Raw genomic sequence first — 24,583 nt, 5'->3', positions numbered from 1 at the left:
GCAGCACGGCTTCGCGCGCCGCAGCGCCTTCACGCTGGTCGAACAAAGCGCCAGCAAGGCGGTATTCCTGCTCGAGGACAGCGCCGAAACCCGCGCGGTCTATCCCCGCGCCTTCGCGCTGCGCGCCCGCTACGACATCGACGATGCCACGCTGTCGATCACGATCGAGATCGAAAATCGCGAAACCGACCGGACGCTCCCGGCGAGCTTCGGTTTCCACCCCGCCTTCGCCTGGCCGCTGCCCTATGGCCACCCGCGCGAAGACCATTGCATCGTGTTCGCGGCGGAGGAAACCGACTCGATCCGCCAGTTAACGGACGGCCTGATCGATCCCGTACTCCGCCCGTCTCCGCTCATTGGCCGGACGCTCGCGCTGACAGACAACCTGTTCAGCGCCGACGCCCTCGTCTGGGACCAGATCCGCTCGCAGTCGGTCCGCTACGGCGCGCCCAGCGGCCCGCAGCTCCGCATCGATTTCCCTGATACCCCGATGCTCGGCATCTGGAGCAAGCCCGGCGCGGCGTTCGTCTGTGTCGAACCGTGGCACGGCATTGCCGATCCGCAAGGCTTCACCGGCGAAATGGCCGACAAGCCCGGCATCTTCACGCTTTCCCCTGGCATGGCGAAGACGATCACGATGGCGATCACGCTCGAATCCTGATCGCACGGCCCAAGGGCTGTCCTACCCGCTGGACTTCTGCCAAGAGCAAGCGGTGACGCATGTGTCCGCTTTTTTTAGACCGCTTACGCCGGATCGCGCAAAACAAGCGCTGATGGTGTGACTCGTGTGACTTTAGCCGACCTTCCGATCCGCACACCGACCCGTTTGAGCAGACCCAGTTCATGAATCACACCTCCGACCGCCGCACCTTCGCGATCATCTCGCATCCTGACGCCGGCAAGACCACGCTGACCGAAAAGCTGCTCTATTTCGGCGGCGCGATCCATCTTGCGGGCGAAGTGAAGGCGCGCGGGCAGAACCGCCGCGCGCGCTCCGACTGGATGAAGATCGAACAGCAGCGCGGCATTTCGGTCACCTCCTCGGTGATGACCTTCGAACGGGGCGGCCTGACCTTCAACTTGCTCGACACCCCGGGCCATGAGGACTTCTCCGAGGATACGTACCGCACGCTCACCGCCGTCGATTCGGCGGTCATGGTGATCGATGCCGCGCGCGGGATCGAGGCGCAGACCCGGAAACTGTTCGAAGTGTGCCGCTTGCGCAGCGTGCCGATCATCACCTTCATCAACAAGGTCGATCGCGAAGGGCGTCCGCCGTTCGATCTGCTCGACGAAGTGGCGGAAATGCTCCAGCTCGACGTGACGCCGATGAGCTGGCCGGTCGGCATGGGAAGCGATTTCGAGGGGATTTATGATCTCCACGCCAATTCCCTCAGCCAGCCCGAAGGGCCGAGTCGCGAATTTCACGGCAAGGCCACGCATTTCACCGGGATGGACGATCCGGCGCTCGCTGCGACGCTTTCCCCCGCTGGTCTGAAGACGCTGCGCGACGAATCCGAACTCGCGCTCGGCGGCTATGGCGCATTCGATGTCCAGGCGTATCGCGGCGGCGATCAGACGCCAGTCTATTTCGGCTCGGCGCTCAAGGATTTCGGCGTGGCCGAACTGATCGATGCGCTTGGCCGCCATGCGCCCGGCCCGCGCCCGCAACCCGCCGAGCCGGCGGCGGTCTATCCTGACCGCGCCGACGTCACGGGCTTCGTGTTCAAGGTCCAGGCCAATATGGACCCCAACCATCGCGATCGCATCGCCTTCATGCGGTTATGCTCGGGCACGTTCAAACGCGGCATGAAGCTGACTCCGACGGGCCACGGCAAGCCGATCGCGATCCACTCGCCGATCCTGTTCTTCGCGCGCGAACGCGAATTGGCGGATGAGGCATTTCCGGGCGACATTATCGGCATCCCCAATCACGGCACGCTGCGGGTGGGCGATACGCTGTCCGAGCGTGCCGATGTGCGCTTTACCGGCCTCCCCAATTTCGCACCCGAAATCCTGCGGCGTGTCGCGCTGAAGGACCCGACCAAGACCAAGCAGTTGCGCAAGGCGCTCGACGACATGGCCGAGGAGGGCGTGACGCAGGTTTTCTATCCCGAGATCGGCTCGAACTGGATCGTCGGCGTCGTCGGGCAATTGCAGCTCGAAGTGCTGCTCAGCCGGCTCGAGGCCGAATATAAGGTCGATGCCGCGCTGGAAATGGCGCCGTACGATACCGCGCGCTGGGTCTCGGCGGTCGATCCGGCCGATTTGAAGGCGTTCATGGATTTGAACCGTACGTCGATGGCCAAGGACCGCGATGCAAATCCGGTCTATCTGGCGAAGACCGCGTGGGACGTCGGCTATGTCACCGAGCGCTACCCCAAGGTCACCTTTGCCGCGACGCGCGAACGTTAGGCGCGGGCATCCTCGCTCAGCGCCGCAGCGAGCGACGCGCGCACCCGGCGAATCGCGCTATGCGTATCGGTATCGGTATCGGTATCGAGTGTCGTGGGCGCGGCGACCGGCTTGCCGGCGAGCGCTTGCTGCACGCCGCGAATGGTATAGCCGTCCTGATCAAGCAGCGCGGCGATGCGGCGCACCAGCGCCACGTCCTCGGGCCGGTAATAGCGTCGGTTTCCGGCGCGTTGCAGCGGGCGCAATTGCGGGAACCGCGTCTCCCAATAGCGCAGGATGTGCTGCGCGAGGCCTGTTTCGCGCGAAAGCTCGCCAATCGTGCGGTACGCGCGCTCCGCTTTGTCGGTCACGTCTGGCGCCACCGCCACCGGGTCGTTCAATCGGCCTCGACAATGCGGTCGCGCATCATCTGGCTGGCGCGGAAGGTCAGCACGCGACGCGGCGCGATCGGGACTTCGACGCCGGTTTTGGGGTTACGCCCGACCCGCTCGCCCTTGTCGCGCAGCACAAAGGTGCCGAAGCCCGAAATCTTCACATTGTCGCCCTTGGCGAGCGCACCGCACATATGACTCAAAATCTGTTCGACCAGGTTCGACGAATCAGCGCGCGATAACCCAATCTGATGATGCAATGCCTCAGCCAGATCGGCGCGTGTTAGAGTGCCCGCAGGTGCCATCCGTTACCCTTCCCCAAACCAGGGGAACTGCGTAACACACAGAAGCCGCCCCCTGAAAGTGCTTAGTTACAATAGCGAAATGGAGCGTTTCACAAGCGCACCACCGCCGCACCCCACGTAAAGCCGCCGCCCATCGCCTCCAGCACGATCAGATCGCCCTGCTTGATCCGTCCGTCTTTGACCGCCGTATCGAGCGCCAGCGGCACCGATGCCGCTGATGTATTGGCGTGCTGGTCGACGGTCACCACCACCTTCTCCGGCGCGAGGTGGAGCTTGCGCGCGGTCGCGTCGAGGATCCGGGCATTGGCCTGGTGCGGGACGACCCAGTCGACGTCGTCGGCACCGAGCCCCGCCACGGCGAGCGTTTCGGTCATTACCGCGGCAAGATTGACGACGGCGTGGCGGAACACTTCGCGCCCCTTCATCCGCACCTTGCCAACGGTGCCGGTGGTCGAGGGCCCGCCATCGACATAGAGTAAGTCGTTGTGGCGACCATCGGCATGCAGCCGCATCGCGAGGATCCCGCGTCCGGCAGAACCGGCGTCCTCCTGCGCCTCAAGCACGACCGCGCCCGCGCCGTCTCCGAACAGCACGCAGGTCGTACGGTCCTCCCAATCGAGGATCCGGCTGAAGGTCTCTGCCCCGATCACCAGCGCACGCCGTGCCGCGCCGCTGCGCAGCATGCTGTCGGCGACCTGCAGCGCGTAAAGAAATCCGGAACACACGGCGGCCACGTCGAACGCGACACAATCGTTGATCCCGAGCATCGCCTGGACCTTGGTGGCGCTGGCCGGAAAGGTCTGGTCGGGCGTGGCCGTGGCGAGCACGATCAAGTCAATGGCGTCTGCCGACAGGCCCGCCGAGCCGAGGGCCGCGCGGCACGCATCGGCGGCGAGCGTTGCGGTTGTCTCGTCGGGGCCGGCGATGTGGCGGAAGCGGATGCCGGTGCGCTCGACAATCCATTCGTCGGAGGTGTCAACGGTTTCGGCCAGCTCTGCATTCGATACGCGTCGTGCGGGGAGCGCCGAACCGGTTCCAATGATGACTGAACGAATCATGCCGCCTTCTTCTCGAAATCGCCAAGGTCTTGCGCGATTCGCCGCGTCAGATCGTCGCGTACCATTTTTGCTGCCGCCGCGATCGCGGTTGCGACACCCACTTCATTCGCGCCGCCATGACTTTTCACGACCAGACCGTTGAGGCCGAGAAACACCGCGCCATTATGGTTATTCGGGTCGAGATGATGCCGCAGCAATTCGGTCGCGGGCTTGGAGATCAGAAATCCGATCTTCGAGCGTACCGAGGAACGGAACGCGCGCTTGAGCAAATCGGCGACGAAGCGCGCCGTACCCTCGGCGGTCTTGAGCGCGATATTGCCCGAAAAGCCGTCGCACACGATCACATCGACATCGCCGCGCGAGAGCTTGTCGCCCTCGATAAACCCGGTGAAATCAAGCGGCAGATGCGATGCGGCGCGCAAGGCGGTCGCGGCATCGCGAATCGTCTCGGTCCCCTTTTGGTCTTCGCTGCCGATGTTGAGCAAGGCGACCCGGGGCCGGGCAAGATCGAGCGTGGTGCGCGCATAGGCCGCCCCCATCACCGCGAACTGGATCAGGTTGCGCGCGTCACATTCGGTATTGGCGCCGAGATCGAGCACGACCGTATCATTCTCGCCCAGCGTCGGCATCAGCCCGGCGAGCGCGGGCCGGTCGATTCCGGGGATCATCCGCAACGACAGCTTGGCCATCGCCATCAGCGCACCGGTATTGCCACCGGAAACGCACGCGGCGGCACGGCCCTGTTTGACCATGTCGATCGCGATGCCCATCGACGTCGTCTTGGCGCGGCGAATCGCCTGGCTCGGCTTGTCGTTCGAACCGACCACCTCAGGCGCATGGACGATCTCGGAATGCGCGCTCAGATGGGGATGCGCCCTTAAGCCGTCCGCAATCGCCGTCTCGTCGCCGACCAGGATGAAGCGCATGTCCTCGAACCGGCGGCGAGCACGGGCGACCCCTGCCAGCATTACGCCAAGCCCTTCGTCGCCACCCATCGCATCGACCGCGATCCGGGAGCTGTTCGTCACGCTGGCCGCTCCCCTGTTCACGGTACCGCTCGCTAGGTCCGGCTCAGCCTTCGACCGAAATGATTTCGCGACCGTTATAGTGGCCGCACGCCGCGCACAGATTGTGCGGACGCTTCAGCTCGCCACAATTCGGGCATTCCTGAAACGAGGCGACGGTCAGCGAATCGTGGCTGCGACGCATGCCGCGCTTCGATGGCGTGGTTTTTCTTTTGGGGACGGCCATTTCGGCGAAACCTTATGCTTGTCTGACAGATGCGATAGGCCCGAACCAGACTGCCACGCAACCGACGCCGTCGGCCGCGCAAGCGGCACGTTGGCCAGACATATCGCGAAGATGGGGGCCTATAGCGATTCTACCCGCCGTTGCAAGCGCGCGCACACGGTGCCAAGGCAGGCATCATCGCACAAAGGGGAGAAATGCTGTGGGTTCGATCATACTGCCGATCACATTAATGACGGCCGGGGCCGCGGCGATCCTCAATTTGTGGCTGGCGCTGCGCACCGGGGCGGTCCGTACCAAGGCCAAGGTCAGCATCGGCGACGGTGGTAACGAAATGCTGATTCGCCGGATGCGCGCGCACGCCAATTTCGTCGAATATGCGCCGTTCATCATCATTTTGATCGGGTTGCTCGAATTCAGCACGGGCACGTCGCTATGGCTTTGGGTGGCAAGCGCGCTCTTTCTGGTCGCCCGTATCGCGCATCCGCTCGGCATGGACGGGCTGCCGGCCGGGCGCATGGTCGGCACGCTGCTGACCTTAGTGCTGCTGCTCGGCCTCGGCGGCTATGCGGTGACGCTGCCGTTCCTGCCGCACAGCACCGCAGGCACTCCGGCAATCAGCGCGATGCCCGCCGGCTAGGCTGCGAGCGCCGCGTCGCTGACGAACATGTTCGTCCGGCGCTCGTGCGCAAAAGTGCTCGCCGGGCCGTGTCCGGGGATGAAGGTCGTGTCGTCGCCGAGCGGCCAGAGCTTGGCGACGATCGACGCAAGCAATTGCGGGTGATTCCCGCGCGGAAAATCGGTGCGGCCGACCGATCCGGCGAACAGCACGTCGCCGACCAGCGCCAGTTTTGACGGCGCATGGTGGAAAATCACATGCCCCGGCGTGTGGCCGGGAGTTTCATAGACGTGGAGCACCAGATCCCCGACGGTCACCGTGTCGCCCTCGACCAGCCAGCGGTCGGGTTCGAAATTCACGCCGGCAATGCCGTATTGCGCGCCGCTTTCGGACAGGGTCGTGGTGAGGAAGCGGTCTTCCTCGTGCGGGCCTTCGATCGGCACGCCGAGCTGCTCGGCCAGCGGCTTCGCCTCGCCGCAATGGTCGATATGCCCGTGGGTGAGGATGATCTTCTCGATCGTGACCTTGTGCTGCGTGGCGGCGGCGATCAGTTTGGGCAAATCGCCGCCGGGATCGACGAACGCCCCGCGCATGGTGGCGGTGCACCACAACAAGGTGCAATTCTGTTGCAGCGGCGTGACCGGGATCATCGCGGCGCGCAAAGGGGGCAAAGGCAGGGGCTGAGCGTTCATCTTTCTGCAAATACGGTGGGTCTACGCGAAAACCAAGGGTTGCCGGACGGGGCCTTCGCGGGGCATCTGGCGGGCTGACACGATGCCGATGCTTTCCCTTCCCCTTTTGCGCGCGCCCTTCGTGTTGCTCGACGACGCGCGCGACGGTGGCGCGGCGGCCCGGCTGTACGTTGATCCGGTTAGGGTCGTCATGGCCAAGACCGTTGATGCAGTCCGTCCGGCGCTGGATGCGATCCGCGCGGCGCAGCGCGGCGGGCTGCATGCTGCGGGTTTCCTCTCGTACGAAGCGGGTGCGGCCTTCGAGCGCGCCTTGGCCGATCCCGCCCCGTCCAGCCTCCCGCTGCTGTGGTTCGGCCTGTTCGAACGCTATACCGAGATCGCTGCCGACCGCGTGGCGGCGCTGTTGCCCGATCCGGCGGGTGCCTGGAGCGGCCGCCCCGAACCGGCGATCGACCGCGCCACCTATGATTCGCACTTCGCCGCCGTACAGGCCAAGATCGTGGCGGGCGATCTGTATCAGGCAAACCTCACCTATCGCGCGCAGCTCGCGGTGCGCGGTGATCCGCTGTCGCTCTATGCCCGCTTGCGCGGCACCGCGCGCGCGGGGTTCGGGGCGCTGATCGATATCGGGCCGGGCTCGGGCGGGGCGACGATCCTGTCGCTGTCGCCCGAATTGTTCTTTGCACTCGATGGAACGACGCTGACCTGTCGCCCGATGAAGGGCACTGCACGGCGCGGCGCGGATGCTCGGGAGGATGCGGCGATCGTCGCCACGCTGGCAAGCGATCCCAAGCAGCGCGCGGAAAATCTGATGATCGTCGATCTGATGCGCAACGATCTGTCGCGTGTCGCGCGCGCCGGATCGGTCGCGGTGCCAGCGCTGTTCGAGGTCGAGACTTACCCAACCGTGCATCAAATGGTCTCGACCGTGACGGCCGAGATCGCGCCCGAAACCGATGCGATCGATGTGCTGGCGGCGTTGTTTCCGTGCGGTTCGATCGCCGGCGCGCCGAAGATCGCGGCGATGCAGGCGATTGCGGAGATTGAGGGCGGTGCGCGCGGTCTCTACACCGGGGCGATCGGCCGGTTCGATGCCTCGGGCGACGCGATGTTCAACGTCGCGATTCGCACGCTGACCCTGCCGCATGGGGCCGAGCATGCGGCGCTCGGTGCCGGTGGCGGGATCGTCGCCGATTCGCGCGCCAGCGAGGAATGGGATGAGGCGCGGGCCAAGACGGATTTCCTGACGCGCGACGCACGCGCGTTCGATTTGATCGAGACGATGGCGTTCGATCCCGAACACGGCATCGCTTTGCTCGACCGTCATCTCCACCGCCTCGCGGCGAGCGCCCGCGCGTTCGGTTTTCCCTTCGATCGCCATGCCGCGCGCAACGAATTGCAAGCCGCGACCTTCCGCTTGCGCGACGCACGCAAGGTGCGGCTGGTGCTGGCCCCAAGCGGCGCGGTCGCGGTCGAAGTGGCCCCGATGCCGCCAGCGCGTTCGGCAATGTCGGTCGCGGTCGTGCCGTTGCCGGTGGCATCCGCCGATATCCGGCTGTGCCACAAGACCAGTGATCGCCGCTTTTACGACGCCGCGCGGATTTGTGCGGGGGTGGATGAAGTCGTGTTCGAACGCCCCGATGGACGGCTGACCGAGGGCAGCTTCACCTCGCTGTTCGTCCCCAGAAAGGATGGCGCGGGTCGCGCTGTCCTGGTGACGCCGCCGTGCAGCGCTGGATTGCTGCCGGGGGTGCTGCGTGCGGACTTGCTCGAAAGCGGCCGTGCGATTGAGGGCGATCTCACTACAGCGGACCTGACGACCGATTTTTTCGTCGGCAACGCCTTGCGCGGACTGATCGTTGCGCGCCTTGCGGTTGCAGCGATGCCGCGCGCGGGATAGACGCTCGCGCGACGCTTCGTCATTTAGGCTTTTACCCATGCACCCATCCGCCGCGCTCGCCCGTATCAAGCCCTCGCCGACGCTGGCGATCACGTCGCGCGTGCTCGAGCTGAAACGCGCCGGAGTCGATGTGATCGGGCTGGGCGCGGGCGAACCCGATTTCGACACGCCCGACTTCGTCAAGGAGGCCGCGATCAAGGCGATTCGCGACGGACAGACAAAATACACCAATGTCGACGGTACCCCCGAATTGAAGGCCGCGATTGTCGCGAAATTCGCACGCGACAACGCGCTTGCCTACACCCCTGACCAGATCACGGTGAATGTCGGCGGCAAGCATACCTTGTTCAACGCGATCGTCGCGACGGTCGATGTCGGCGACGAAGTGATCGTGCCCGCACCCTATTGGGTGAGCTATCCCGATGTGGTGCTTTTTGCCGGCGGAACGCCGGTGTTCGTCGCGGCCGGCCCCGATCAGGGTTATAAATTGCGCCCCGAGCAGCTTGAGGCGGCGATTACGCCGCGCACCAAATGGGTGATCCTCAATTCGCCATCGAACCCGACCGGGGCTGCCTATAGCAAGGCGGAATTGGTGGCGCTGGGCGACGTGCTCGAACGCCATCCGCATGTGTGGATCTTCGCCGACGATATGTACGAACATATCCTGTACGACGATTTCGAATTCGCCACGATCGCACAGGTTTGCCCGTCGCTGTACGAGCGGACGCTGACCGTGAACGGCTGTTCCAAGGCCTATGCAATGACCGGCTGGCGAATCGGCTATGCCGGGGGCGCCTCCTGGCTGGTCAAGGCGATCGCCAAATTGCAGTCGCAATCGACCAGCAACCCGTGCTCGATCGCACAGGCCGCGGCAGTCGCCGCGCTCAATGGCGATCAGTCGTTCCTGAAGGATCGCGCAGCGGCGTTCCAGTCGCGGCGCGATCTGGTCGTGTCGATGCTTAACCAGACCAACGGCATCACCTGCCCACGGCCCGAGGGAGCGTTCTACGTCTATCCCGAACTTTCCGGGCTGATCGGCAAATCGACGCCGTCGGGCAAATTGATCGACAGTGATGAGGCGTTTGTCGCTTATCTGCTCGACGATGCCAAAGTGGCGGCAGTCCAGGGCGCAGCGTTCGGCCTGTCGCCGGCGATGCGCATTTCCTACGCAACGTCGGAAGCGCTGCTGCGCGAGGCGTGCGAACGCATCCAAACCGCTTGCGCCAACGTACGATAGCCTGACCGATGCATTTTGGTAACGCACGGTTGCCGGAATGCAGCTTGCGAAACGATCGTCGGAACCCGATTTGCTGCGTTGCAGCGATCGGTTTGGTGCCGACGCGAAAGGGCAGCGTGATGCGTAGCGTATTGAAGTCGGGTTTCCTGTGGCAGTTCTTTGGTGGATTCGCGTTGGGCGCGATTGCGCTCGTCACGCTCCATCCGGCGAACGCTACGTCCGTGCCGGCTACCAGTTCGGTCGCTGCAAACCGCTGAGCCTCACCCCTCCAGGCTGCGTGAGGCCTGTTCGAACATATCCTTCGACAATCCCGGGACCTTGACGATCCGCTCCAGCTCGGCGCGCATCAGCGCGCCGCGTGCGGCGTCGAAGCGCCCCCAACGGCCAAGTGGCGGGATCAGTTTCGCCGCCGTCTGGGGATTGAGCGTATCAAGCGCGATCAGCTGATCGGCGAGGAAACGGTAGCCCGACCCGTCGGCGGCGTTGAACGCACGCTGGTTGACCCCGAATGCCCCGATCAGCGCGCGCGCACGATTCGGGTTGGTCAGCGTGAAATCCTGATGTCGCAGCAGCTCGCGCACCACGTCTCCGGTATCGTCGCGCGGTGCCATCGCCTGGACCGAGAACCATTTGTCGAGCACCAGCGCATTGTCGCTGTAGCGGTTGTAGAAAATGTCGAGCGCGGCGGTGCGCTGTGCCGCGTCGCCTGCGACCAACGTCGTCAGCGCGCTCAGCCGGTCGGTCATATTGTCGGCCGCCTCGAACTGCGCGAAGGCGAGGTCGCCCGCATCCGCCGCGCCCGATGCGGCGATATAGCCGAGCGCGACCGCGCGCATCCGTCGCAACCCCTTGGCCTCGGGCGAATAGACATAGCTGCCTGTCGCTTGCGCGGCATCGAAAGCGGCGCGCCACGCGATCGCCAACGCGCGCCCGACGTCGCGTCGCAGCGCTTCGCGCGCGCGGAAGATTGCGTCGGGATCGACCACCGGCAACTGATCACCGATGAAGGATTCGGACGGCAGCAACACCGCTTCGGCGGCAAAGGCGCGGTCGAGCTGGGCATCGCCGATCGTACCGGCGACCGCAGCGATCACCGCGGCATGGTCGGCCTGATTGCCGCCAGCCGCCGCTACCAGCGTGTCGAGCATCAATTGCTGCAACGCCTCATACCGCGCAAACGGGTCGTCGTCATGCGCGCCGAGAAAGGCGAGGTCGGCTGCGCTGCGGTCGGTCTCGATGATCGCCGGTGCCGAAAAACCACGATTGATCGACAGGATCGGCCGTTCGCTGACGTCCTCGAACACGATCCGCTGTTCGGCTTCGGTCAGCAGGATGACGTGCTCGGGCGCGACGGTGCCGGCGGTTTGCGCGCCGAACAGCTTCACGCGCAGCGGCAGCACGACGGGCGTCTTGCTGTCCTGTCCCGGCGTCGGCGGAGTGCGTTGCGCCAGCACCAGTTCGGCACGGCTCGATCCTTCGTGGTGCAGCAGCGATGCCGTCACGCGCGGCGTTCCGGCTTGCCCATACCAGCGGCGGAATTGCGCCAGATCGGTGCCGCTTGCCTCCTCCAGCGCTGCGACGAAATCCTCGCACGTCGCCGCTGTGCCGTCGAACCGGTCGAAGTACAAATCGGTCCCGGCGCGGAACGCCGTTGCGCCCAGAATCGTCGCGAGCATCCGGATGACCTCGGCGCCCTTATTGTAGATCGTGGCGGTGTAGAAGTTCGAGATTTCCTGATAGGCGTCGGGCCGGATCGGGTGCGCGAGCGGGCCGGCATCCTCGGGGAACTGCGCCGCGCGAAGCCCGCGCACATCCTCGATCCGCTTGACCGCGGCCGAGCCCTGGTCGGCGGAGAAACACTGGTCGCGATAGACCGTAAAGCCTTCCTTCAGGCTCAGCTGAAACCAGTCGCGGCACGTGACGCGGTTGCCCGACCAATTGTGGAAATATTCATGCGCGACGACCGCGGCGATCGCGTCATAATCGTAATCGGTCGCGGTGTCGGGATCGGCGAGGATGTAGCGCGAATTGAAGACGTTGAGGCCCTTATTCTCCATCGCGCCGAAGTTGAAATCGTCGACCGCGACGATGTTGAACACATCCAGATCATATTCGCGGCCATAGACGCGCTCGTCCCACGCCATCGCGGTCTTGAGCGCGTCGAGCGCATGATGCGTGCGCTCCAGATCGGTGGCACGGACCCAGATGCCGAGCGCGACCTCGCGTCCGGACATGGTGACGAAACTCCCGCGATTGACCGCCAGGTCGCCCGCGACGAGCGCGAAGAGATAGCAGGGCTTGGGAAAGGGATCGCGCCACTCGGCCCAATGCCGGCCGTCTGCCAGATCCCCCGAGGCGATCGGATCGCCATTGGCAAGCAACACGGGATAGCGCTTTTTGTCCGCGCTCATCCGCACCTGGTAACGGCTCAGCACGTCGGGGCGATCGGGGAAGAAGGTGATGCGACGGAAGCCCTCTGCTTCGCATTGCGTGCACAAATTGCCGCCTGAGGCGTACAGGCCCATCAATTGCGTATTGCGCTCGGGCACGATCTCGACCGTGGTTTCGATCACATGCGCCGAGCCGCTAATCGGCAGGATCAGCGCGCCGTCCGCGATCACCCAATCGTTGACCGGCATTCCGTCGACCGACACCGACAGCACGGTCTGGCCCGCGCCGTCGAGCCGCAACGGGCGATCGTGCCCGCCGCTGCGCTGGACGTGCAGCGTCGCGGTGATGCGAGTCGCGGCCGGATCGAGCTCGAAATCTAGCGCGATGTCGGGCACTTGCCAGTCGGGCGGGATATAGTCCGCGCGACGGGTGACGTGCGGCTGGGCGAGGCTGGTCTGGATATCGAGCATTGACGGCGATGTAGGATGCGCAGGCGGCGCTCGCCACCGAAATCGCCGTACTTGCGTGGCGACCACGCTGTGATACCCCACCACCACACGAAAGTGAGGACGATGATGAAGCGCTGGATTGCAGGACTTGCGGCGATTGCCCTGGCGGGCGCGGCGATGGCGGAGGATGTCGCGCTTCCCGACGATCAGGCGGCAATGAAGGCGCATGTCCTGTTCCTCGCCTCCGATGCCCTGCGCGGGCGCGAGGCGGGTAGTGCTGAATATCGCATCGCCGCCGAATATGTCGCCGCGCAATTCTTCGCCGCCGGGCTGAAGCCGGCGGGCGATGCGGGCAGCTATCTCCAAAAGGTGCCGCTCGTCACCTATCGCGCCGGCGACAAGGGCGATGTCGTGCTGACGCGCAAGGGGGAGGCCCCCATGCCGCTGATCTTCGGCGAGGATTATGTGCCGGGCACGGTCGCCGGCGCGGCACGGACCGTGATCGACGCGCCGGTGGTGTTCGTCGGTTATGGCCTGGTCGCCCCGCGTTACGGCCGCGACGATTATGCTGGGGTCGATGTACGCGGCAAGATCGTCGCGTTTTTCGGCGGCGCGCCGCTCGATTTCCAAAGCGAGGAACGCGCGCATTACCAGAGCGCGGCAACCAAAGCGACGATCGCGGCGGCGCAGGGCGCGGTCGGCGCGATCGTGCTGACGCGTGCGCCCCTGCCGGGCGGCGGCGTCAATTATGACCGACCCCGCACGAGTTGGGCGCGACCCGACGGGACGGGTGACGCCTCCGGCGTTCCGATCCTCGCAACGCTGAGCGCGACCGGTGCCACCAAGCTCTTCGCGGGTGCAAAGACGCCGTGGAGCGCGATCGCCCCGCGCGTGGCCGACAGCAAGACGGTGTTTGCGGCGGAGGCGCTGCCGGTCAATGCTGCGGTCGCGCTGAAGACCAGCTTCGAACCCGCCAGCAGCGCCAACGTCGCCGGGATGATCCCCGGCAGCGACCCCAAGCTGTCGAAAGAGGTTGTCGTGCTCTCGGCGCATCTCGATCATCTCGGTGTCGGGCGCGCCGATGCGAAGGGGGACACGATCTATAATGGCGCAGAGGACAATGCCGTCGGGATCGCGTCGCTGATCGAGGAAGCCAAGCGTTTCCGCGCCAGCGGCAAGGCCCCGCGCCGCACGATCCTGTTCCTCGCGGTGACGGCGGAGGAAAAGGGGCTGGTCGGCTCCGACTATTTCGCCAAGCATCCGACCGTCCCGATCGAGCGGATCGTGGCCGACGTCAATCTCGACATGCCGATCCTGACCTATCCGTTCGAGGATATGACGGTGTTCGGCGCCGACCGCTCGACGCTCGGGCCGATCGTGGCAAAGGCAGTCGGGACAGTGGGCGTGACGATGTCGCCCGATCCCGATCCGGGCCAGGGTATTTTCGTGCGCTCGGACCATTATCGCTTCGTCCAGCAGGGCGTGCCCTCGGTGTTCCTGTGGCCGGGGCAGAAGGGGCCGGGCAAGGCCGCAACCGCCGAATTCTTCAAGACGCGCTATCACCAGCCCGCCGACGATCTGGCGCAACCGATCGATTGGGCACAGGGCATCCGCTTCATCGACGCCAATTATGCGATTGCGCGCGAAATCGCCGATGGCGATGCGCGCCCGCGCTGGAACAAGGGCGATTTCTTCGGGCTGCTCTATCACGGCTATGGCGCGAAATAACGCGGTGGGACGGCTGCTGATCTTCGGGCTTGGCTATACCGCGCAAGCGCTTGCGCGTCGGTTGCGGGGGGAGGGCTGGCATGTCGTCGGTACGTCGCGCGGCGGGCGGGACGGGACGATCAGGTTCGACGATCCCGCCGCAGTGGCATCGGAGATTGCGGCGGCGACGCATATCCTGTCGTCAGTGCCGCCAGCCGAGGACAGCGACCCGGTGCTCGCCGTTTATGGCGCGCTCCTCGCGAACACCCCTGCGTGGCGCGGCTATCTCTCCTCGACCGGTGTTTATGGCGATGCCGGCGGGGCGTGGGTCGATGAGAGCGCGCCGACCGGCACTGGCCGCCGCAGCGCGCGCGCCGAAGCCGATTCCGCGTGGCTCGCCGCCGGCGCACACGTGTTCCGCTTGCCGGGCATTTACGGCCCCGGGCGTTCCCCGCTCGATCGCGTCGTCAGCGGCAGTGCGCACCGCGTCGAGTCGCCGGGACAAGTGTTCAGCCGGGTCCATGTCGCGGATATCGTCGCGGGGATGATCGCCGGGTTCTCCGCGCCGCCCGGGGCCTACAACCTCTCGGACGATTGCCCTGCGAGCCAGAATGACGTGATCGAGTTCGCTGCGCGCCTGTTGAAAATGCCACCGCCGCCGTTCGTCCTGATCGAGTCGCTGTCGCCAATGGCGCGGGGCTTCTATGCCGAGAATCGCCGCGTCGCGAATGGCAAGGCCAAGCGCGTGCTCGGCTGGACCCCGACCTACCCCGATTACCGCGCCGGCCTGCGGGCTCTCAGCGCGATGACCAAGCCGCCCAGCACCAGCGCTGCGCCGCCTGCGGCCAGCCACGACCAGACATAGCCTTCGAACAGCGTCGACAGCAGCATCGCGATGACCGGCACCAGCACGCTCGAATAGGCCGCCTTGGCCGGGCCGATCACGCGCAGCACGCCGTAGTAAAGCGGGAAGGCCAGCGCCGAGGCGAATATGCCGAGATACAGCACGCCCGCGACATAGCCGGGCGACGTGTCGAACACCGGCGGTCCGCTGATTGTCCAGGCGATCGTCGCGTCGAGCGCCGCGCCGATCAGCATCGCCACGCCGAGCATGGCGGCCATCGGATAGGCGCGCGCGGTCGGCGTCGCTTGCATGACATTGGCGATCGACGCCGACAGGATCGCGAGCAACGTGAAGCCGATCCCGAGCAACACTTGCGCCGGCCCGTGCGGATCGACTCGCGCCTCGCGCACGAACAACAGGATGACGCCCGCCATCGCCACCCCCATGCCGATGATCAGTTGTCGACCGAGCTTCTGCCCAAGGAAAATCCGCGCGAACACCGCATTGGGGAGCAGCAAAAGTGCGAACACCACCGCGACCAGCCCCGAGGTGACATAGCCCTCGGCACGGTAAACGAAGTTGAAGTTGAGGCAGAATTGGCACAGCCCCGTCACCGCAGCAAAGGCCCAGCCGCGCGCATCAAGCATGATTTTTTCGCGCCGGATCAGCGCATAACCGAGCATCGCGGTACCGGCGACGATGAAGCGGTAGGTCACTGACCAGGTTGGCGGCACGACGCCCAATTGATGCCGGATGACGAGCCACGTCGATCCCCAGATCAGCGTGACGATCCCGAACGGGATGAGGATGGCGAGCCTGCTCGAATTGGGGGGAGGGGGAGGAGTCATTGCCGGTCTTCCCGCTCGCCCTGAGCGTGTCGAAGGGCTGGTGCCAACAGCAGGCGTGTCGGTCGTGGCCGTTCGTGCTTCGACAGGCTCAGCACGAACGGGATGGGAGATTGGCGATCGCGTCGGCGAGCGGCCGAATATCGTCGGGCGACTGGTTCCACGAAATGACCAGCCGCGCTTCACCCGGACCCCAATCGTAAAAATCGAAGCCGAGCGCGCGCAGCTTTTCGGCCTCGGCGGCGGTCACGCGCAGGAACACTTCATTGGCTTCAACCGGGTTGACCAGCCGCGTCCCCGCCGCCTTGGCCAGCAACGCTGCCCCGGCATTGGCATTCCGCCCGAGATCAAGCCACAAATCGCCTTCGAGCAACGCCAGCAATTGTGCCGCGAGGTAGCGCCCCTTGGACAGCAGCAGTCCGGCGCGCTTGCGGCGATACAGCGTCGCGGCGGCCAATTCGGGTTTGAAGAAGATCAGCGCCTCGGCGCTCATCCCGCCATTTTTGACGAAGCCGAAGCTGAGCGCATCGACCCCCGCGCGCCACGTCACATCGGCAGGAGCGCAGCCGAGATGCGCCACGGCATTGGCGAACCGCGCGCCGTCCATGTGCAGCGCGAGACCGCGCTCCTTCGCCAGATGCCCGATCGCGGCGACGTCATTGGTCGTATAGACCAGCCCATATTCGGTCGCATTGGTGATCGAAATGGCGTGCGGCTGGACCTGGTGGACGTCGTTGCGCGTGGCATCGAGCACCGCCGCAATCGTCTCCGGCGTCAGCTTCGCGCCCGTTCCTTCGGCCAGCAGTAATTTGGCACCATGCGTGTAGAATTCGGGCGCGCCGCCTTCGTCATTCTGGATATGCGCGTCGCGGTGGCACACGATCGCACCATGTGGCGGACACATTGCGGCGAGTGCCAGGCAATTCGCCGCCGTGCCCGAGGGAACCCACAAAGCGCGCACCGGCGCTTCGAACAGGTCGGAGAAACGCGCGTCGAGCTGCTGGCTCCAGCCATCGCCGTCATAGGCGGTGTCGAGCACATTGGCATCGCCCAGCGCGGCCAGCACGGCCGGGTGGACGGGGGCGGCATTGTCGGAGAAAAAGCGCATGGCATGGCCTTGCGGCGCTACGCGGGCGGCGTCAACTCGGCAGCGTCACTGTTCGCCAAATGGATCGCGTGGCGGCGGTGCCCGCTCATCGCGGCGGCGCGACGGTCCGCGTTCGGGGTCGCCGGGTCGGTTGGGCTGGAAATCCAGTTCGCCACCCCGCAGCCGGATCCGGCCGACGCCGGGAATTTCCCCCTCGACATCCGGAATGTTGGTGGGGTCGAGGAAATTTTCGAGCGTTTCGTCAAGGCCATTGCCCGCATCCGGATCGACCATTTCGGGCTCGGGTTCGGGCGCGACCGCCGCCCCTACGCCGAGTGCGCTTTGCATGAAATCGCGCCACACCCGCGCCGGGATACCGCCGCCCGATAACCCGGCATTCGGCGTGTTGTCGTCATTGCCGACCCACACGCCGCAGACGAGGCCGTTCGCGAAGCCGATGAACAGCGCATCGCGATTGTCCTGCGTCGTGCCGGTCTTGCCATAGGTCGGCACCGACAGAGCCGCCGCGCGACCCGTGCCAGTCTCGGCCGAGGCGGAGAGCAGATCGAGCATGTGATCGTGCAGGTCGCCCGACAGCGCACGACTGCGGTCGCTGAGCGTCGCGAGCACGCCCCGCTCCGGCTCGCCTTCGAGCCCGCGCGGACGCACCGGATAGCGTTCCGCCGCGATCGAAGCATAAGCTGCGGTCAGTTCGAGCAGCGACATGCTCGACGTGCCCAGCGCGATCGTCGCTTCGTTGGGGATCGGGGTCGAAACGCCGAGATCGCGCGCCGCCTGGATCACGCTGGCGACACCGACTTGCTGCGTAATGCGCGCCGCCGCGACGTTGGACGAGCGCGCGAACGCTTGCCGCAAGCTGATTGGCCCCAAATAGCGCCCGTCGCTATTTTTGGGCGACCATTTGGCGATCGTGATGGGTTCGTCGTCGATCACCGAATCGGGCGTCATGCCGTGGCGCATCGCGGCGAGATAGACGAACAGCTTGAACGCCGAGCCGGGCTGCCGCTGCGCTTGCGTCGCGCGGTTGAACGGGCTGTCGGCATAGGATTTTCCGCCGACCATCGCCACCACCCGCCCGTCGGGTCGCATCGCGACTAGCGCGATTTGCGCGTCGCGCAGACCCGCCCGTTTGACCGCGCGTTCGGCGGCCTTTTGCAAGCGGCGGTCGAGTGTCGTCTGGACCGTCGTCTCGGTTACGATCTCGCCGGCCTGATCGCGCGCTTCGGGCAGAACCCAATCGGCGAAATAGGTGCCATTGGGCAGAATTTGTGTCCGGTCGCGCACGATCCGCGCCGGGCGGACGGCGGCGGCGTCGGCCTTGTCGAGGAATTTCGCGTCGACCATCGCGGCAACGACCAGCTTTGCCCGGTCGCGTGCGCCTTGCAAATTGACCGTCGGGGCAAGCTTTGACGGCGCCTTTACCAGACCTGCCAGCATCGCCGCTTGCGCGATCGACAGGTTTTCCGGCGTGCGTCCGAAATAATGTCGCGCGGCGGCGCGCAGGCCATACACATTATCGCCGAAATAGACGTTCGACAGATAGCGCGACAGGATCTGATCCTTGCTCAGCCACGCCTCGAGCCAAAACGCGATCATCACTTCGCGGATCTTGCGCGCAGCGGTGCGGTCCGAATCGAGGAAGGCATTCTTGGCCAGCTGCTGGGTGATCGTGCTGCCGCCCTGATCGCGCCCCTTCGACGTCATGTTGTGGAAAAAGGCGCGCGCGATGCCGCGCGGATCGATTCCCCAATGCGAGCGGAAGCGGCGATCCTCGATCGCCAGGAAGGCGTTGGTGACGTTCTTGGGCAATTTCGCGGCATCGACCGGCGGATCGAGGATCGCACCGCGTCGCGCGATCGGCGTCCCGTCATCGGCGAGCAGCGTGATGCTCGGCGGGGTCGGCGGCTGGAGCGATTTCGACAGCGGCGCGGTGACCGCGAGCCAGCCGACCGCGAACACGAACAGCACGATCGCCGCCGCAATCCCGCGCGGCACCCACCGCCAGCGGCTGGGGCGCTGCACCACCGGCAGATTGGTCGTATACGTGCCGTAATCATCATCGCCCGCGGATTCATCGTCCTGCCGCGGCGGCGGGGGCATGCCGCCGGTCAACTCCAGCGCATCATCGTCATGTCCGGAGGAAGCGCCACCGGTCGGACCGAAGGGGAATGACCGCATTAGGAGGATCCGTTGCCGCGAGCGGGTGTATTATCCGGATAGGACAGATTGTGCAAGGGAAGCCAGCGCATCGCACCGTCTGTAGCAGTCGGATCGGCGCGACGCGAGTGGACAGACGGTGCAGACCGAGGGCGGGCGCGACTTGGCGATTGAGCCGCGCGGCTGCCCCGGCTATCGCTCGCGCATCCGGCCGCCGTGCCATCCTTGATCCGAAAGCCCGCGCAATGGCCGATTCCCCTGCTTCTCTCCCGCTCGTCGTCGGTATCGGCGGGACGATCGGCGGCGTGTCCTCGACCGAACGCGCACTGGCGATCGCGCTCGATGCGGCGGGCCGCGAGGGGTTTCGCACGCGGATGTTCGGCGGCGCGGACATGGCGCGCCTCCCGCTTTATGATCCCAAGGCGACGACGCGCACCGCCGACGAGCGCGATTTCGTCGATACCGTGCGGCAGGCTTCGGCGCTGATCATCGCCTCGCCCGGCTATCACGGCAGCATTTCGGGCGTGGTCAAGAATGCGCTCGACTTGCTCGAGGAAACCGCACGCGATGAAAACCGCCCGTATCTGGCGGATATGCCCGTGGGGTTGATCGCGACGGCCTATGGCTGGCAAGCGACCGGTAGCACGATTGCGGCGCTGCGCTCGATCGTTCACGCGCTGCGCGGGTGGCCGACGCCGTTTGCGGCGGCGGTCAATTCGCAAGTGACCAAGTTCGATGACGCGGGCGGGGCGAATGATCCCGCGGTTGTTGCGCAATTGCAGATGGTCGGACAGCAAGTCGCGCGCTTTGCCCCGCTGGCGATCCCGCATGATTGAGCGCTTCGACCGCCGCACCGCGCTGGCGATCGGCGCAGGCGCGCTCGCGAGCACGCCGCTATGGGCACAGCTTGCCAAAACGGTCGGCCCCGCGCTGACCGACGCCTTCCCCGGCAAGCGCGGCATGATCCTGCAGCGCACGCGCGCGCCGTTGCTGGAAACCCCGATCGACGCGTTCGACGGTGCGCTGACCGATTCGCCCTTCACGCCCAATGACCGCTTCTTCGTGCGCTGGCATTATGACGACATTCCGCTGTCGGTCGATGTTGCGGCGTTCCGCTTGCAGGTCGGCGGCGCGGTGAAGCGGACGCTGTCGCTCTCTCTCACGGAGTTGCAAGCGCTGCCGCAGGTCGAGATCGCGGCGGTCAACCAATGTTCGGGCAATTCGCGTGGGCTGTTCGGCCCACGCGTGCCGGGCGCGCAATGGGGCAATGGCGGGATGGGCAACGCGCTGTGGACCGGCGTGCGGTTGCGCGACCTGCTGGATCGCGCCGGCGTCGCGCCGGGGGCGGTGCAAGTGCGCTTTTCGGGACTCGACAACCCGCCGGGCGCGGCGCCCGATTTCGCCAAGGCGCTCAACCTCGACCGCGCGATGGCCGAGGACACGATCGTCGCCTATGGGATGAACGGGGTGCAATTGCCGTTGCTCAATGGCTTTCCGCTGCGGCTGATCGTGCCGGGCTGGTTCTCGACCTATTGGGTCAAGGCGCTCGACACGATCGAAGTCCTGCGCGCGCCCGACACCGGATACTGGATGGAAAAGGCCTACCGCATCCCCGCTGCGCCGCGCGCGAGCGTGGTGCCGGGAGCAAAGGATTTCCCGACCGTGCCGATCGGGCGGATGATTCCGCGTGCCTTCTTTACGCGCACCGATGCGAAAGCCGTCCGCGGCGTCGCGCTGGGCGGCGATGCGGCCGTCGCCAAGGTCGATTGGTCGATCGATGCGGGCAAGAGCTGGCACACCGCGCAGCTCGGCCCCGATCACGGCGCGTATGGCTTCCGCCGCTGGGCCGCGACCTTGCCGAGCGGATCGCATACCGTTGCCGTGCGGGCGACCAATGCGAAGGGCGAAACGCAGACCGTCGATCCGATCTGGAACCCCGGCGGCTATATGCGCAATAGCATCGAAACGGCGAAGGTCACGGTCGCATGAAGACGCTATCGCTCGCCGCTTTTGTCCTGCTCGCCGCGTGCCATCCGGCGGCGGAGGCCCCCAAGCAAATCACGCTCACATCGCAAAGCATCACGCTCCCGGTTGAGACCGCGACGCTCCCGGCCGAGATATTGAGCGTCAATTGCGCCGCGTGCCATTCGCCCGAGATGATTCTCTCGCAGCCCAAGCTCAAGCCCGAGCAATGGCAGGCCGAAGTGACCAAGATGCGCGGTGCCTATAAAGCGAGCATCGACGAGAAGGACGATGCCAAAATCGTCGAGGCGCTGCTCGCATTGCCCAATCAGCAATAGGCACGCCAGAAGAACACGCCCGTCGTCACCGCAGTCACCAGCAAGGTCCAGCCGCGCACCAGCCCGGGCGACAGCCGCTTGCCGATATGCGCGCCGGCCCAGCCGCCAAGGATCGCCCCCGCCAGCATCGGCAGGCACGCCGCCCAGCGTACCAGCCCGACCGCGATGAACACGATCGCGGCGGCGAGATTGGCGATCGCCAGCATCAAGGTGCGCGGCGCGAACAGCGCGCGCGGGGAAACCCCGGCGAGCAGGCCGTACACTGCGGTCGTCATCAACCCGACCCCGCCGCCGAAATAGCCGCCATAGATGCCGAGGCACCCTTGCGCGACGATCAGCGTGCGCGTGCCGATCGCGACGCGCTGCTTGAGCGCATCCGCAGCGCGCTTGCCGAAGGCGATGACGACGAAGGCGAACAGCAGCAGCCACGGGATGACGAGATCGAACACGTGCGTCGGCGTCGCGGCAAGGAGCAAGCTCCCGGCCAGCCCGCCGACGAAGGTGATGGCGCTGAGCAAGCGCAAGCCGACCCCGCCGACCGGCCCCAATTCCTCGCGAAACGCCCAGGCGCTGGTCGCCGCACCCGGAAGCAGCGCCACGTTGGAGGTGGCGTTAGCGGTATTGGCGGGCAGCCCGAGCGCGATCAGCGCGGGTAGAGTCGCAAAAGTTCCGCCACCGGCGAGCGCGTTCATCGCCCCGCCGAGAATGCCGGCGGCGAGGGAAAGGGCGAGGGTGGCAAGCGTCATCCCGCCCCCCATCGCGCCCGGCCCAGCGCTTGTCGATGGCCAAGTTCCAATTGCCGCTTGCCTCTTTCTCCTGTCTTCGCGTGGGAGACTTAGTGGCGCTATCGCGTTTCAACGGCTTCCCAAGGAGAATTCTTATGCGTGCCATGGTGCTACAATCGCCGAACGGCCTCGATCAGCTTCGGCTCGAGGATCGCCCCGACCCCGGCCAGCCCGGTGCGGGCGAGCTTCGCGTCGCGCTGCACGGCAGCACGCTCAATTTCCACGATCTCGGCGTCGTTACCGGGCGGATGCCGACGACCTATCCGCGCGTTCCGCTGGCCGATGGTGCGGGCCTGGTCGAAGCTGTGGGTGCCGGTGTCACCGAATTCGCGGTCGGCGATCTGGTCGTGTCGTGCTTTTTCCCCGATTGGCAGGACGGCCCGCCGCGCGTCGGCGACTTCAAGCGCACCCCCGGCGACGGCATTGACGGCTTCGCGCAGGAGCATGTCGTGCTGCCGGAGCGCGCCTTCACGCACGCCCCGCGCGGCTATGACGCGGTGCAGGCCGCGGCGATCACCACGGCCGGGTTGACCGCGTGGCGTGCGCTGGTGGTCGATGGCAAGCTTAAGGCCGGCGACACTGTGTTGCTGCTCGGCACGGGCGGCGTGTCGATCTGGGCGCTGCAAATCGCTAAGGCGATGGGCGCGACCGTTGCGATCACTTCGTCGTCGGACGAAAAGCTCGCGCGGGCTCGCGCGCTCGGGGCCGATTTCCTCCTCAACTATCGCGCGGAGGCAAATTGGGGCGGCAAGATCGCCGACTGGACCGGCGGGCGCGGGGTCGATCATGTCGTTGAGGTTGGCGGGCCGGGCACGCTCGCCCAGTCGATCGCCGCGGTGCGCGTCGGCGGGCATATCTCGCTGATCGGTGTGCTGACCGGCGGCGCGGGCAACGTCCCGACTGCGGCGCTGATGGCCAAACAGGCGCGGTTGCAGGGCTTGATCGTCGGCAGTCGCGCCGAACAGCAGGACTTCGTCCGCGCGCTCGATGCGACCGGGATCGTGCCGGTAATCGACCGGCGCTTTGGGCTCGAACAGTTGGGCGATGCCTTCGCGTTCGAGGCGAGCGCCGGGCATTTCGGCAAGATTGGCGTCGAATGGTGAGGTGCTGAGCTAGCGCGTCCCCGGCGAAGGCCGGGGGCCAGGCGCCAAGGTTCTGAGACCGAAGCGCAATGCTCACCGATCAGTGATCCGCAGCCGGGCCCCGGTCTTTGCCGGGGAAGCGCCGCTGCGGTTGTTGCTGTTACCGCTTAGCCCAGCGCAGCGATCTTCGCTTCGGCCTCGCGATCCAGCTCGGCGCGCGAAACCTTCTCGCTCGCGGTCTTCAACTGGCCGCACGCGGCATCGATGTCGCGCCCGCGCGGGGTGCGGACCGGGGCCGAGATGCCGGCGTCGAACACGATGTTCGAAAAGGCCTTGATCCGTTCCGGCGTCGAGCATTCATAAGGCGCACCGGGCCAGGGGTTGAACGGGATGAGGTTCACCTTGGCGGGCAAATCATATTTGCGCAGCAAGCGCACCAGCTCGCGCGCGTCGGCGTCGCTGTCATTCTTGTCGCGCAGCATCACATATTCGAAGGTGATGCGCCGGGCATTGTTGGCACCGGGATACTCAGCGCACGCCTGCAGCAGTTCGTCGATCCCGTACTTCTTGTTGATCGGCACGAGTTCGTCGCGGATTTCCTTGGTGACCGCATGGAGCGAGACGGCGAGATTGACCGCAATCTCCGCGCCCGCGCGCGCGATCAAGGGCACGATGCCGCTGGTCGACAGCGTGATGCGGCGGCGCGACAGGCCGATGCCGTCGCCGTCCATCACGATCTTCATCGCATCGCGGACATTGTCGAAATTGTAGAGCGGCTCGCCCATCCCCATCAGCACGATGTTGGTGAGCATCCGGCCCTCGGGCTGGCTCGGCCATTCGCCCAGCGCATCGCGCGCGAGCATCACTTGCCCGACGATTTCCGACGGCACGAGATTGCGCACCAGCCGCATCGTCCCGGTGTGGCAAAACGTGCAGTTGAGCGTGCAGCCGACCTGGCTGGAGATGCACAAAGTGCCGCGATCGGCATCGGGGATGAACACCATCTCATAATCATTGCCGTCATCGGTGCGCAGCAACCATTTGCGCGTGCCGTCGGTCGAGACTTGCGC

The 24,583-nt window shown here is 65.7% G+C and carries 24 protein-coding genes; 12 read left to right on the top strand and 12 right to left on the bottom strand.

Features of this window, described 5'->3' with window-relative positions; all coding sequences use genetic code 11:
* Positions 1-661, top strand: a 661-nt coding sequence (locus ABWP09_RS06285) for an aldose epimerase family protein (protein ID WP_353204293.1), incomplete at its 5' end; no start/stop codon positions are given.
* Positions 662-843: 182 nt separating this feature from the next.
* Complete coding sequence (locus ABWP09_RS06280) at positions 844-2,415, top strand: peptide chain release factor 3 (protein ID WP_353204292.1); 1,572 nt, start codon at positions 844-846, stop codon at positions 2,413-2,415.
* On the opposite strand, the gene ABWP09_RS06275 is transcribed toward ABWP09_RS06280, so the two are convergent.
* The 5 genes from ABWP09_RS06275 to rpmF form a co-directional block, all read right to left on the bottom strand.
* The gene (locus ABWP09_RS06275) at positions 2,412-2,765 is read right to left on the bottom strand and encodes a MerR family transcriptional regulator (protein WP_353204291.1); all 354 of its coding nucleotides are present in this window, start codon (positions 2,763-2,765) and stop codon (positions 2,412-2,414) included. The two genes, ABWP09_RS06280 and ABWP09_RS06275, sit on opposite strands and share 4 nt — an antisense overlap.
* 26 nt (positions 2,766-2,791) lie before the next feature.
* A complete protein-coding gene (locus tag ABWP09_RS06270; RefSeq protein WP_353204290.1) occupies positions 2,792-3,091 on the bottom strand; it encodes an integration host factor subunit alpha in 300 nt (99 codons plus the stop codon).
* 89 nt (positions 3,092-3,180) lie between these two features.
* Positions 3,181-4,149 (bottom strand): beta-ketoacyl-ACP synthase III, encoded by a 969-nt coding sequence (locus ABWP09_RS06265; RefSeq protein ID WP_353204289.1) that lies wholly within the window; start codon positions 4,147-4,149, stop codon positions 3,181-3,183.
* Positions 4,146-5,177 carry a phosphate acyltransferase PlsX gene (gene plsX, locus ABWP09_RS06260; protein ID WP_353204288.1) on the bottom strand — a complete coding sequence of 344 codons (1,032 nt, stop codon included), beginning with the start codon at positions 5,175-5,177 and terminating at the stop codon, positions 4,146-4,148. The genes ABWP09_RS06265 and plsX overlap by 4 nt, the downstream gene beginning before the upstream one ends.
* Positions 5,178-5,220: 43 nt before the next feature.
* Positions 5,221-5,400, bottom strand: coding sequence for a 50S ribosomal protein L32 (gene rpmF / locus ABWP09_RS06255; RefSeq protein ID WP_353204287.1), 180 nt, complete (start codon positions 5,398-5,400; stop codon positions 5,221-5,223).
* Between the two features lie 199 nt (positions 5,401-5,599).
* Here rpmF and ABWP09_RS06250 point away from each other — a divergent pair, with 199 nt between their 5' ends.
* Positions 5,600-6,037, top strand: coding sequence for an MAPEG family protein (locus tag ABWP09_RS06250; RefSeq protein ID WP_502959768.1), 438 nt, complete (start codon positions 5,600-5,602; stop codon positions 6,035-6,037).
* Here the strand turns inward: ABWP09_RS06250 and ABWP09_RS06245 are convergent.
* On the bottom strand, positions 6,034-6,708 hold the full coding sequence (locus ABWP09_RS06245; RefSeq protein ID WP_353204286.1) for an MBL fold metallo-hydrolase: 675 nt from the start codon (positions 6,706-6,708) through the stop codon (positions 6,034-6,036). The two genes, ABWP09_RS06250 and ABWP09_RS06245, sit on opposite strands and share 4 nt — an antisense overlap.
* An 88-nt stretch (positions 6,709-6,796) precedes the next feature.
* Between ABWP09_RS06245 and pabB the strand changes: the two genes are divergently transcribed.
* The 3 genes from pabB (at position 6,797) to ABWP09_RS06230 (ending at position 10,102) form a co-directional block, all read left to right on the top strand.
* Complete coding sequence (pabB, locus tag ABWP09_RS06240) at positions 6,797-8,608, top strand: aminodeoxychorismate synthase component I (RefSeq protein ID WP_502959767.1); 1,812 nt, start codon at positions 6,797-6,799, stop codon at positions 8,606-8,608.
* 37 nt (positions 8,609-8,645) lie between these two features.
* Positions 8,646-9,845, top strand: a complete 1,200-nt coding sequence (locus ABWP09_RS06235) for a pyridoxal phosphate-dependent aminotransferase (RefSeq protein ID WP_353204284.1) — start codon at positions 8,646-8,648, stop codon at positions 9,843-9,845.
* 119 nt (positions 9,846-9,964) lie between these two features.
* The gene (locus ABWP09_RS06230; protein ID WP_353204283.1) at positions 9,965-10,102 is read left to right on the top strand and encodes a hypothetical protein; all 138 of its coding nucleotides are present in this window, start codon (positions 9,965-9,967) and stop codon (positions 10,100-10,102) included.
* Positions 10,103-10,105: 3 nt separating this feature from the next.
* On the opposite strand, the gene pepN is transcribed toward ABWP09_RS06230, so the two are convergent.
* Complete coding sequence (pepN, locus tag ABWP09_RS06225) at positions 10,106-12,706, bottom strand: aminopeptidase N (RefSeq protein WP_353204282.1); 2,601 nt, start codon at positions 12,704-12,706, stop codon at positions 10,106-10,108.
* A 105-nt stretch (positions 12,707-12,811) separates the two neighbouring features.
* Between pepN and ABWP09_RS06220 the strand changes: the two genes are divergently transcribed.
* Together ABWP09_RS06220 and ABWP09_RS06215 are read left to right on the top strand one after the other, a co-directional pair.
* Positions 12,812-14,413 carry a M28 family peptidase gene (locus ABWP09_RS06220; protein WP_353204281.1) on the top strand — a complete coding sequence of 534 codons (1,602 nt, stop codon included), beginning with the start codon at positions 12,812-12,814 and terminating at the stop codon, positions 14,411-14,413.
* A complete protein-coding gene (locus tag ABWP09_RS06215) occupies positions 14,400-15,257 on the top strand; it encodes an SDR family oxidoreductase (protein ID WP_353204280.1) in 858 nt (285 codons plus the stop codon). Before ABWP09_RS06220 ends, ABWP09_RS06215 begins: the two co-directional genes overlap by 14 nt.
* On the opposite strand, the gene ABWP09_RS06210 is transcribed toward ABWP09_RS06215, so the two are convergent.
* The 3 genes from ABWP09_RS06210 to ABWP09_RS06200 form a co-directional block, all read right to left on the bottom strand.
* Positions 15,167-16,084, bottom strand: coding sequence for a DMT family transporter (locus ABWP09_RS06210; RefSeq protein WP_353204279.1), 918 nt, complete (start codon positions 16,082-16,084; stop codon positions 15,167-15,169). The two genes, ABWP09_RS06215 and ABWP09_RS06210, sit on opposite strands and share 91 nt — an antisense overlap.
* An 88-nt stretch (positions 16,085-16,172) precedes the next feature.
* The gene (locus tag ABWP09_RS06205; RefSeq protein ID WP_353204278.1) at positions 16,173-17,189 is read right to left on the bottom strand and encodes a threonine aldolase family protein; all 1,017 of its coding nucleotides are present in this window, start codon (positions 17,187-17,189) and stop codon (positions 16,173-16,175) included.
* 45 nt (positions 17,190-17,234) lie between these two features.
* Positions 17,235-19,367 carry a transglycosylase domain-containing protein gene (locus ABWP09_RS06200; RefSeq protein ID WP_353204277.1) on the bottom strand — a complete coding sequence of 711 codons (2,133 nt, stop codon included), beginning with the start codon at positions 19,365-19,367 and terminating at the stop codon, positions 17,235-17,237.
* Positions 19,368-19,591: 224 nt separating this feature from the next.
* On the opposite strand from ABWP09_RS06200, the gene ABWP09_RS06195 reads away from it, so the two are divergent.
* From ABWP09_RS06195 to ABWP09_RS06185, 3 genes are read left to right on the top strand one after another with little or no spacing between them, the layout of a single operon-like run.
* Entirely contained in the window at positions 19,592-20,182 is a 591-nt protein-coding gene (locus ABWP09_RS06195) for an NADPH-dependent FMN reductase (RefSeq protein WP_353204276.1), read from the top strand.
* Positions 20,175-21,335, top strand: coding sequence for a molybdopterin-dependent oxidoreductase (locus ABWP09_RS06190; RefSeq protein WP_353204275.1), 1,161 nt, complete (start codon positions 20,175-20,177; stop codon positions 21,333-21,335). The genes ABWP09_RS06195 and ABWP09_RS06190 overlap by 8 nt, the downstream gene beginning before the upstream one ends.
* A complete protein-coding gene (locus tag ABWP09_RS06185; protein ID WP_353204274.1) occupies positions 21,332-21,646 on the top strand; it encodes a cytochrome c in 315 nt (104 codons plus the stop codon). Before ABWP09_RS06190 ends, ABWP09_RS06185 begins: the two co-directional genes overlap by 4 nt.
* Here the strand turns inward: ABWP09_RS06185 and ABWP09_RS06180 are convergent.
* Positions 21,637-22,392: a sulfite exporter TauE/SafE family protein gene (locus ABWP09_RS06180; RefSeq protein ID WP_353204273.1), complete on the bottom strand. Its 756-nt coding sequence runs from the start codon at positions 22,390-22,392 to the stop codon at positions 21,637-21,639. The two genes, ABWP09_RS06185 and ABWP09_RS06180, sit on opposite strands and share 10 nt — an antisense overlap.
* 134 nt (positions 22,393-22,526) lie before the next feature.
* Here ABWP09_RS06180 and ABWP09_RS06175 point away from each other — a divergent pair, with 134 nt between their 5' ends.
* The gene (locus ABWP09_RS06175; protein ID WP_353204272.1) at positions 22,527-23,534 is read left to right on the top strand and encodes a zinc-dependent alcohol dehydrogenase family protein; all 1,008 of its coding nucleotides are present in this window, start codon (positions 22,527-22,529) and stop codon (positions 23,532-23,534) included.
* Positions 23,535-23,680: 146 nt separating this feature from the next.
* On the opposite strand, the gene rlmN is transcribed toward ABWP09_RS06175, so the two are convergent.
* Positions 23,681-24,583 (bottom strand): dual-specificity RNA methyltransferase RlmN (gene rlmN / locus ABWP09_RS06170; RefSeq protein ID WP_353204271.1); only part of this gene is annotated, 903 nt, incomplete at its 5' end.

The sequence above is a fragment of the Sphingomonas sp. genome (assembly GCF_040398505.1).
GTDB lineage: Bacteria > Pseudomonadota > Alphaproteobacteria > Sphingomonadales > Sphingomonadaceae > Sphingomonas.
This window is presented reverse-complemented; position numbering and strand designations above follow the sequence as displayed.

What these genes read in the sequence shown, in the direction of transcription:
- ABWP09_RS06280 (WP_353204292.1), top strand. Translation starts at nt 844, where the DNA reads ATGAATCACACCTCCGACCGCCGCACCTTCGCGATCATCTCGCATCCT.
- ABWP09_RS06270 (WP_353204290.1), bottom strand. Translation starts at nt 3,091, where the DNA reads ATGGCACCTGCGGGCACTCTAACACGCGCCGATCTGGCTGAGGCATTG.
- ABWP09_RS06265 (WP_353204289.1), bottom strand. Translation starts at nt 4,149, where the DNA reads ATGATTCGTTCAGTCATCATTGGAACCGGTTCGGCGCTCCCCGCACGA.
- rpmF (WP_353204287.1), bottom strand. Translation starts at nt 5,400, where the DNA reads ATGGCCGTCCCCAAAAGAAAAACCACGCCATCGAAGCGCGGCATGCGT.
- ABWP09_RS06245 (WP_353204286.1), bottom strand. Translation starts at nt 6,708, where the DNA reads ATGAACGCTCAGCCCCTGCCTTTGCCCCCTTTGCGCGCCGCGATGATC.
- pabB (WP_502959767.1), top strand. Translation starts at nt 6,797, where the DNA reads ATGCTTTCCCTTCCCCTTTTGCGCGCGCCCTTCGTGTTGCTCGACGAC.
- ABWP09_RS06235 (WP_353204284.1), top strand. Translation starts at nt 8,646, where the DNA reads ATGCACCCATCCGCCGCGCTCGCCCGTATCAAGCCCTCGCCGACGCTG.
- ABWP09_RS06230 (WP_353204283.1), top strand. Translation starts at nt 9,965, where the DNA reads ATGCGTAGCGTATTGAAGTCGGGTTTCCTGTGGCAGTTCTTTGGTGGA.
- pepN (WP_353204282.1), bottom strand. Translation starts at nt 12,706, where the DNA reads ATGCTCGATATCCAGACCAGCCTCGCCCAGCCGCACGTCACCCGTCGC.
- ABWP09_RS06220 (WP_353204281.1), top strand. Translation starts at nt 12,812, where the DNA reads ATGAAGCGCTGGATTGCAGGACTTGCGGCGATTGCCCTGGCGGGCGCG.
- ABWP09_RS06215 (WP_353204280.1), top strand. Translation starts at nt 14,400, where the DNA reads ATGGCGCGAAATAACGCGGTGGGACGGCTGCTGATCTTCGGGCTTGGC.
- ABWP09_RS06210 (WP_353204279.1), bottom strand. Translation starts at nt 16,084, where the DNA reads ATGACTCCTCCCCCTCCCCCCAATTCGAGCAGGCTCGCCATCCTCATC.
- ABWP09_RS06205 (WP_353204278.1), bottom strand. Translation starts at nt 17,189, where the DNA reads ATGCGCTTTTTCTCCGACAATGCCGCCCCCGTCCACCCGGCCGTGCTG.
- ABWP09_RS06200 (WP_353204277.1), bottom strand. Translation starts at nt 19,367, where the DNA reads ATGCGGTCATTCCCCTTCGGTCCGACCGGTGGCGCTTCCTCCGGACAT.
- ABWP09_RS06195 (WP_353204276.1), top strand. Translation starts at nt 19,592, where the DNA reads ATGGCCGATTCCCCTGCTTCTCTCCCGCTCGTCGTCGGTATCGGCGGG.
- ABWP09_RS06190 (WP_353204275.1), top strand. Translation starts at nt 20,175, where the DNA reads ATGATTGAGCGCTTCGACCGCCGCACCGCGCTGGCGATCGGCGCAGGC.
- ABWP09_RS06185 (WP_353204274.1), top strand. Translation starts at nt 21,332, where the DNA reads ATGAAGACGCTATCGCTCGCCGCTTTTGTCCTGCTCGCCGCGTGCCAT.
- ABWP09_RS06180 (WP_353204273.1), bottom strand. Translation starts at nt 22,392, where the DNA reads ATGACGCTTGCCACCCTCGCCCTTTCCCTCGCCGCCGGCATTCTCGGC.
- ABWP09_RS06175 (WP_353204272.1), top strand. Translation starts at nt 22,527, where the DNA reads ATGCGTGCCATGGTGCTACAATCGCCGAACGGCCTCGATCAGCTTCGG.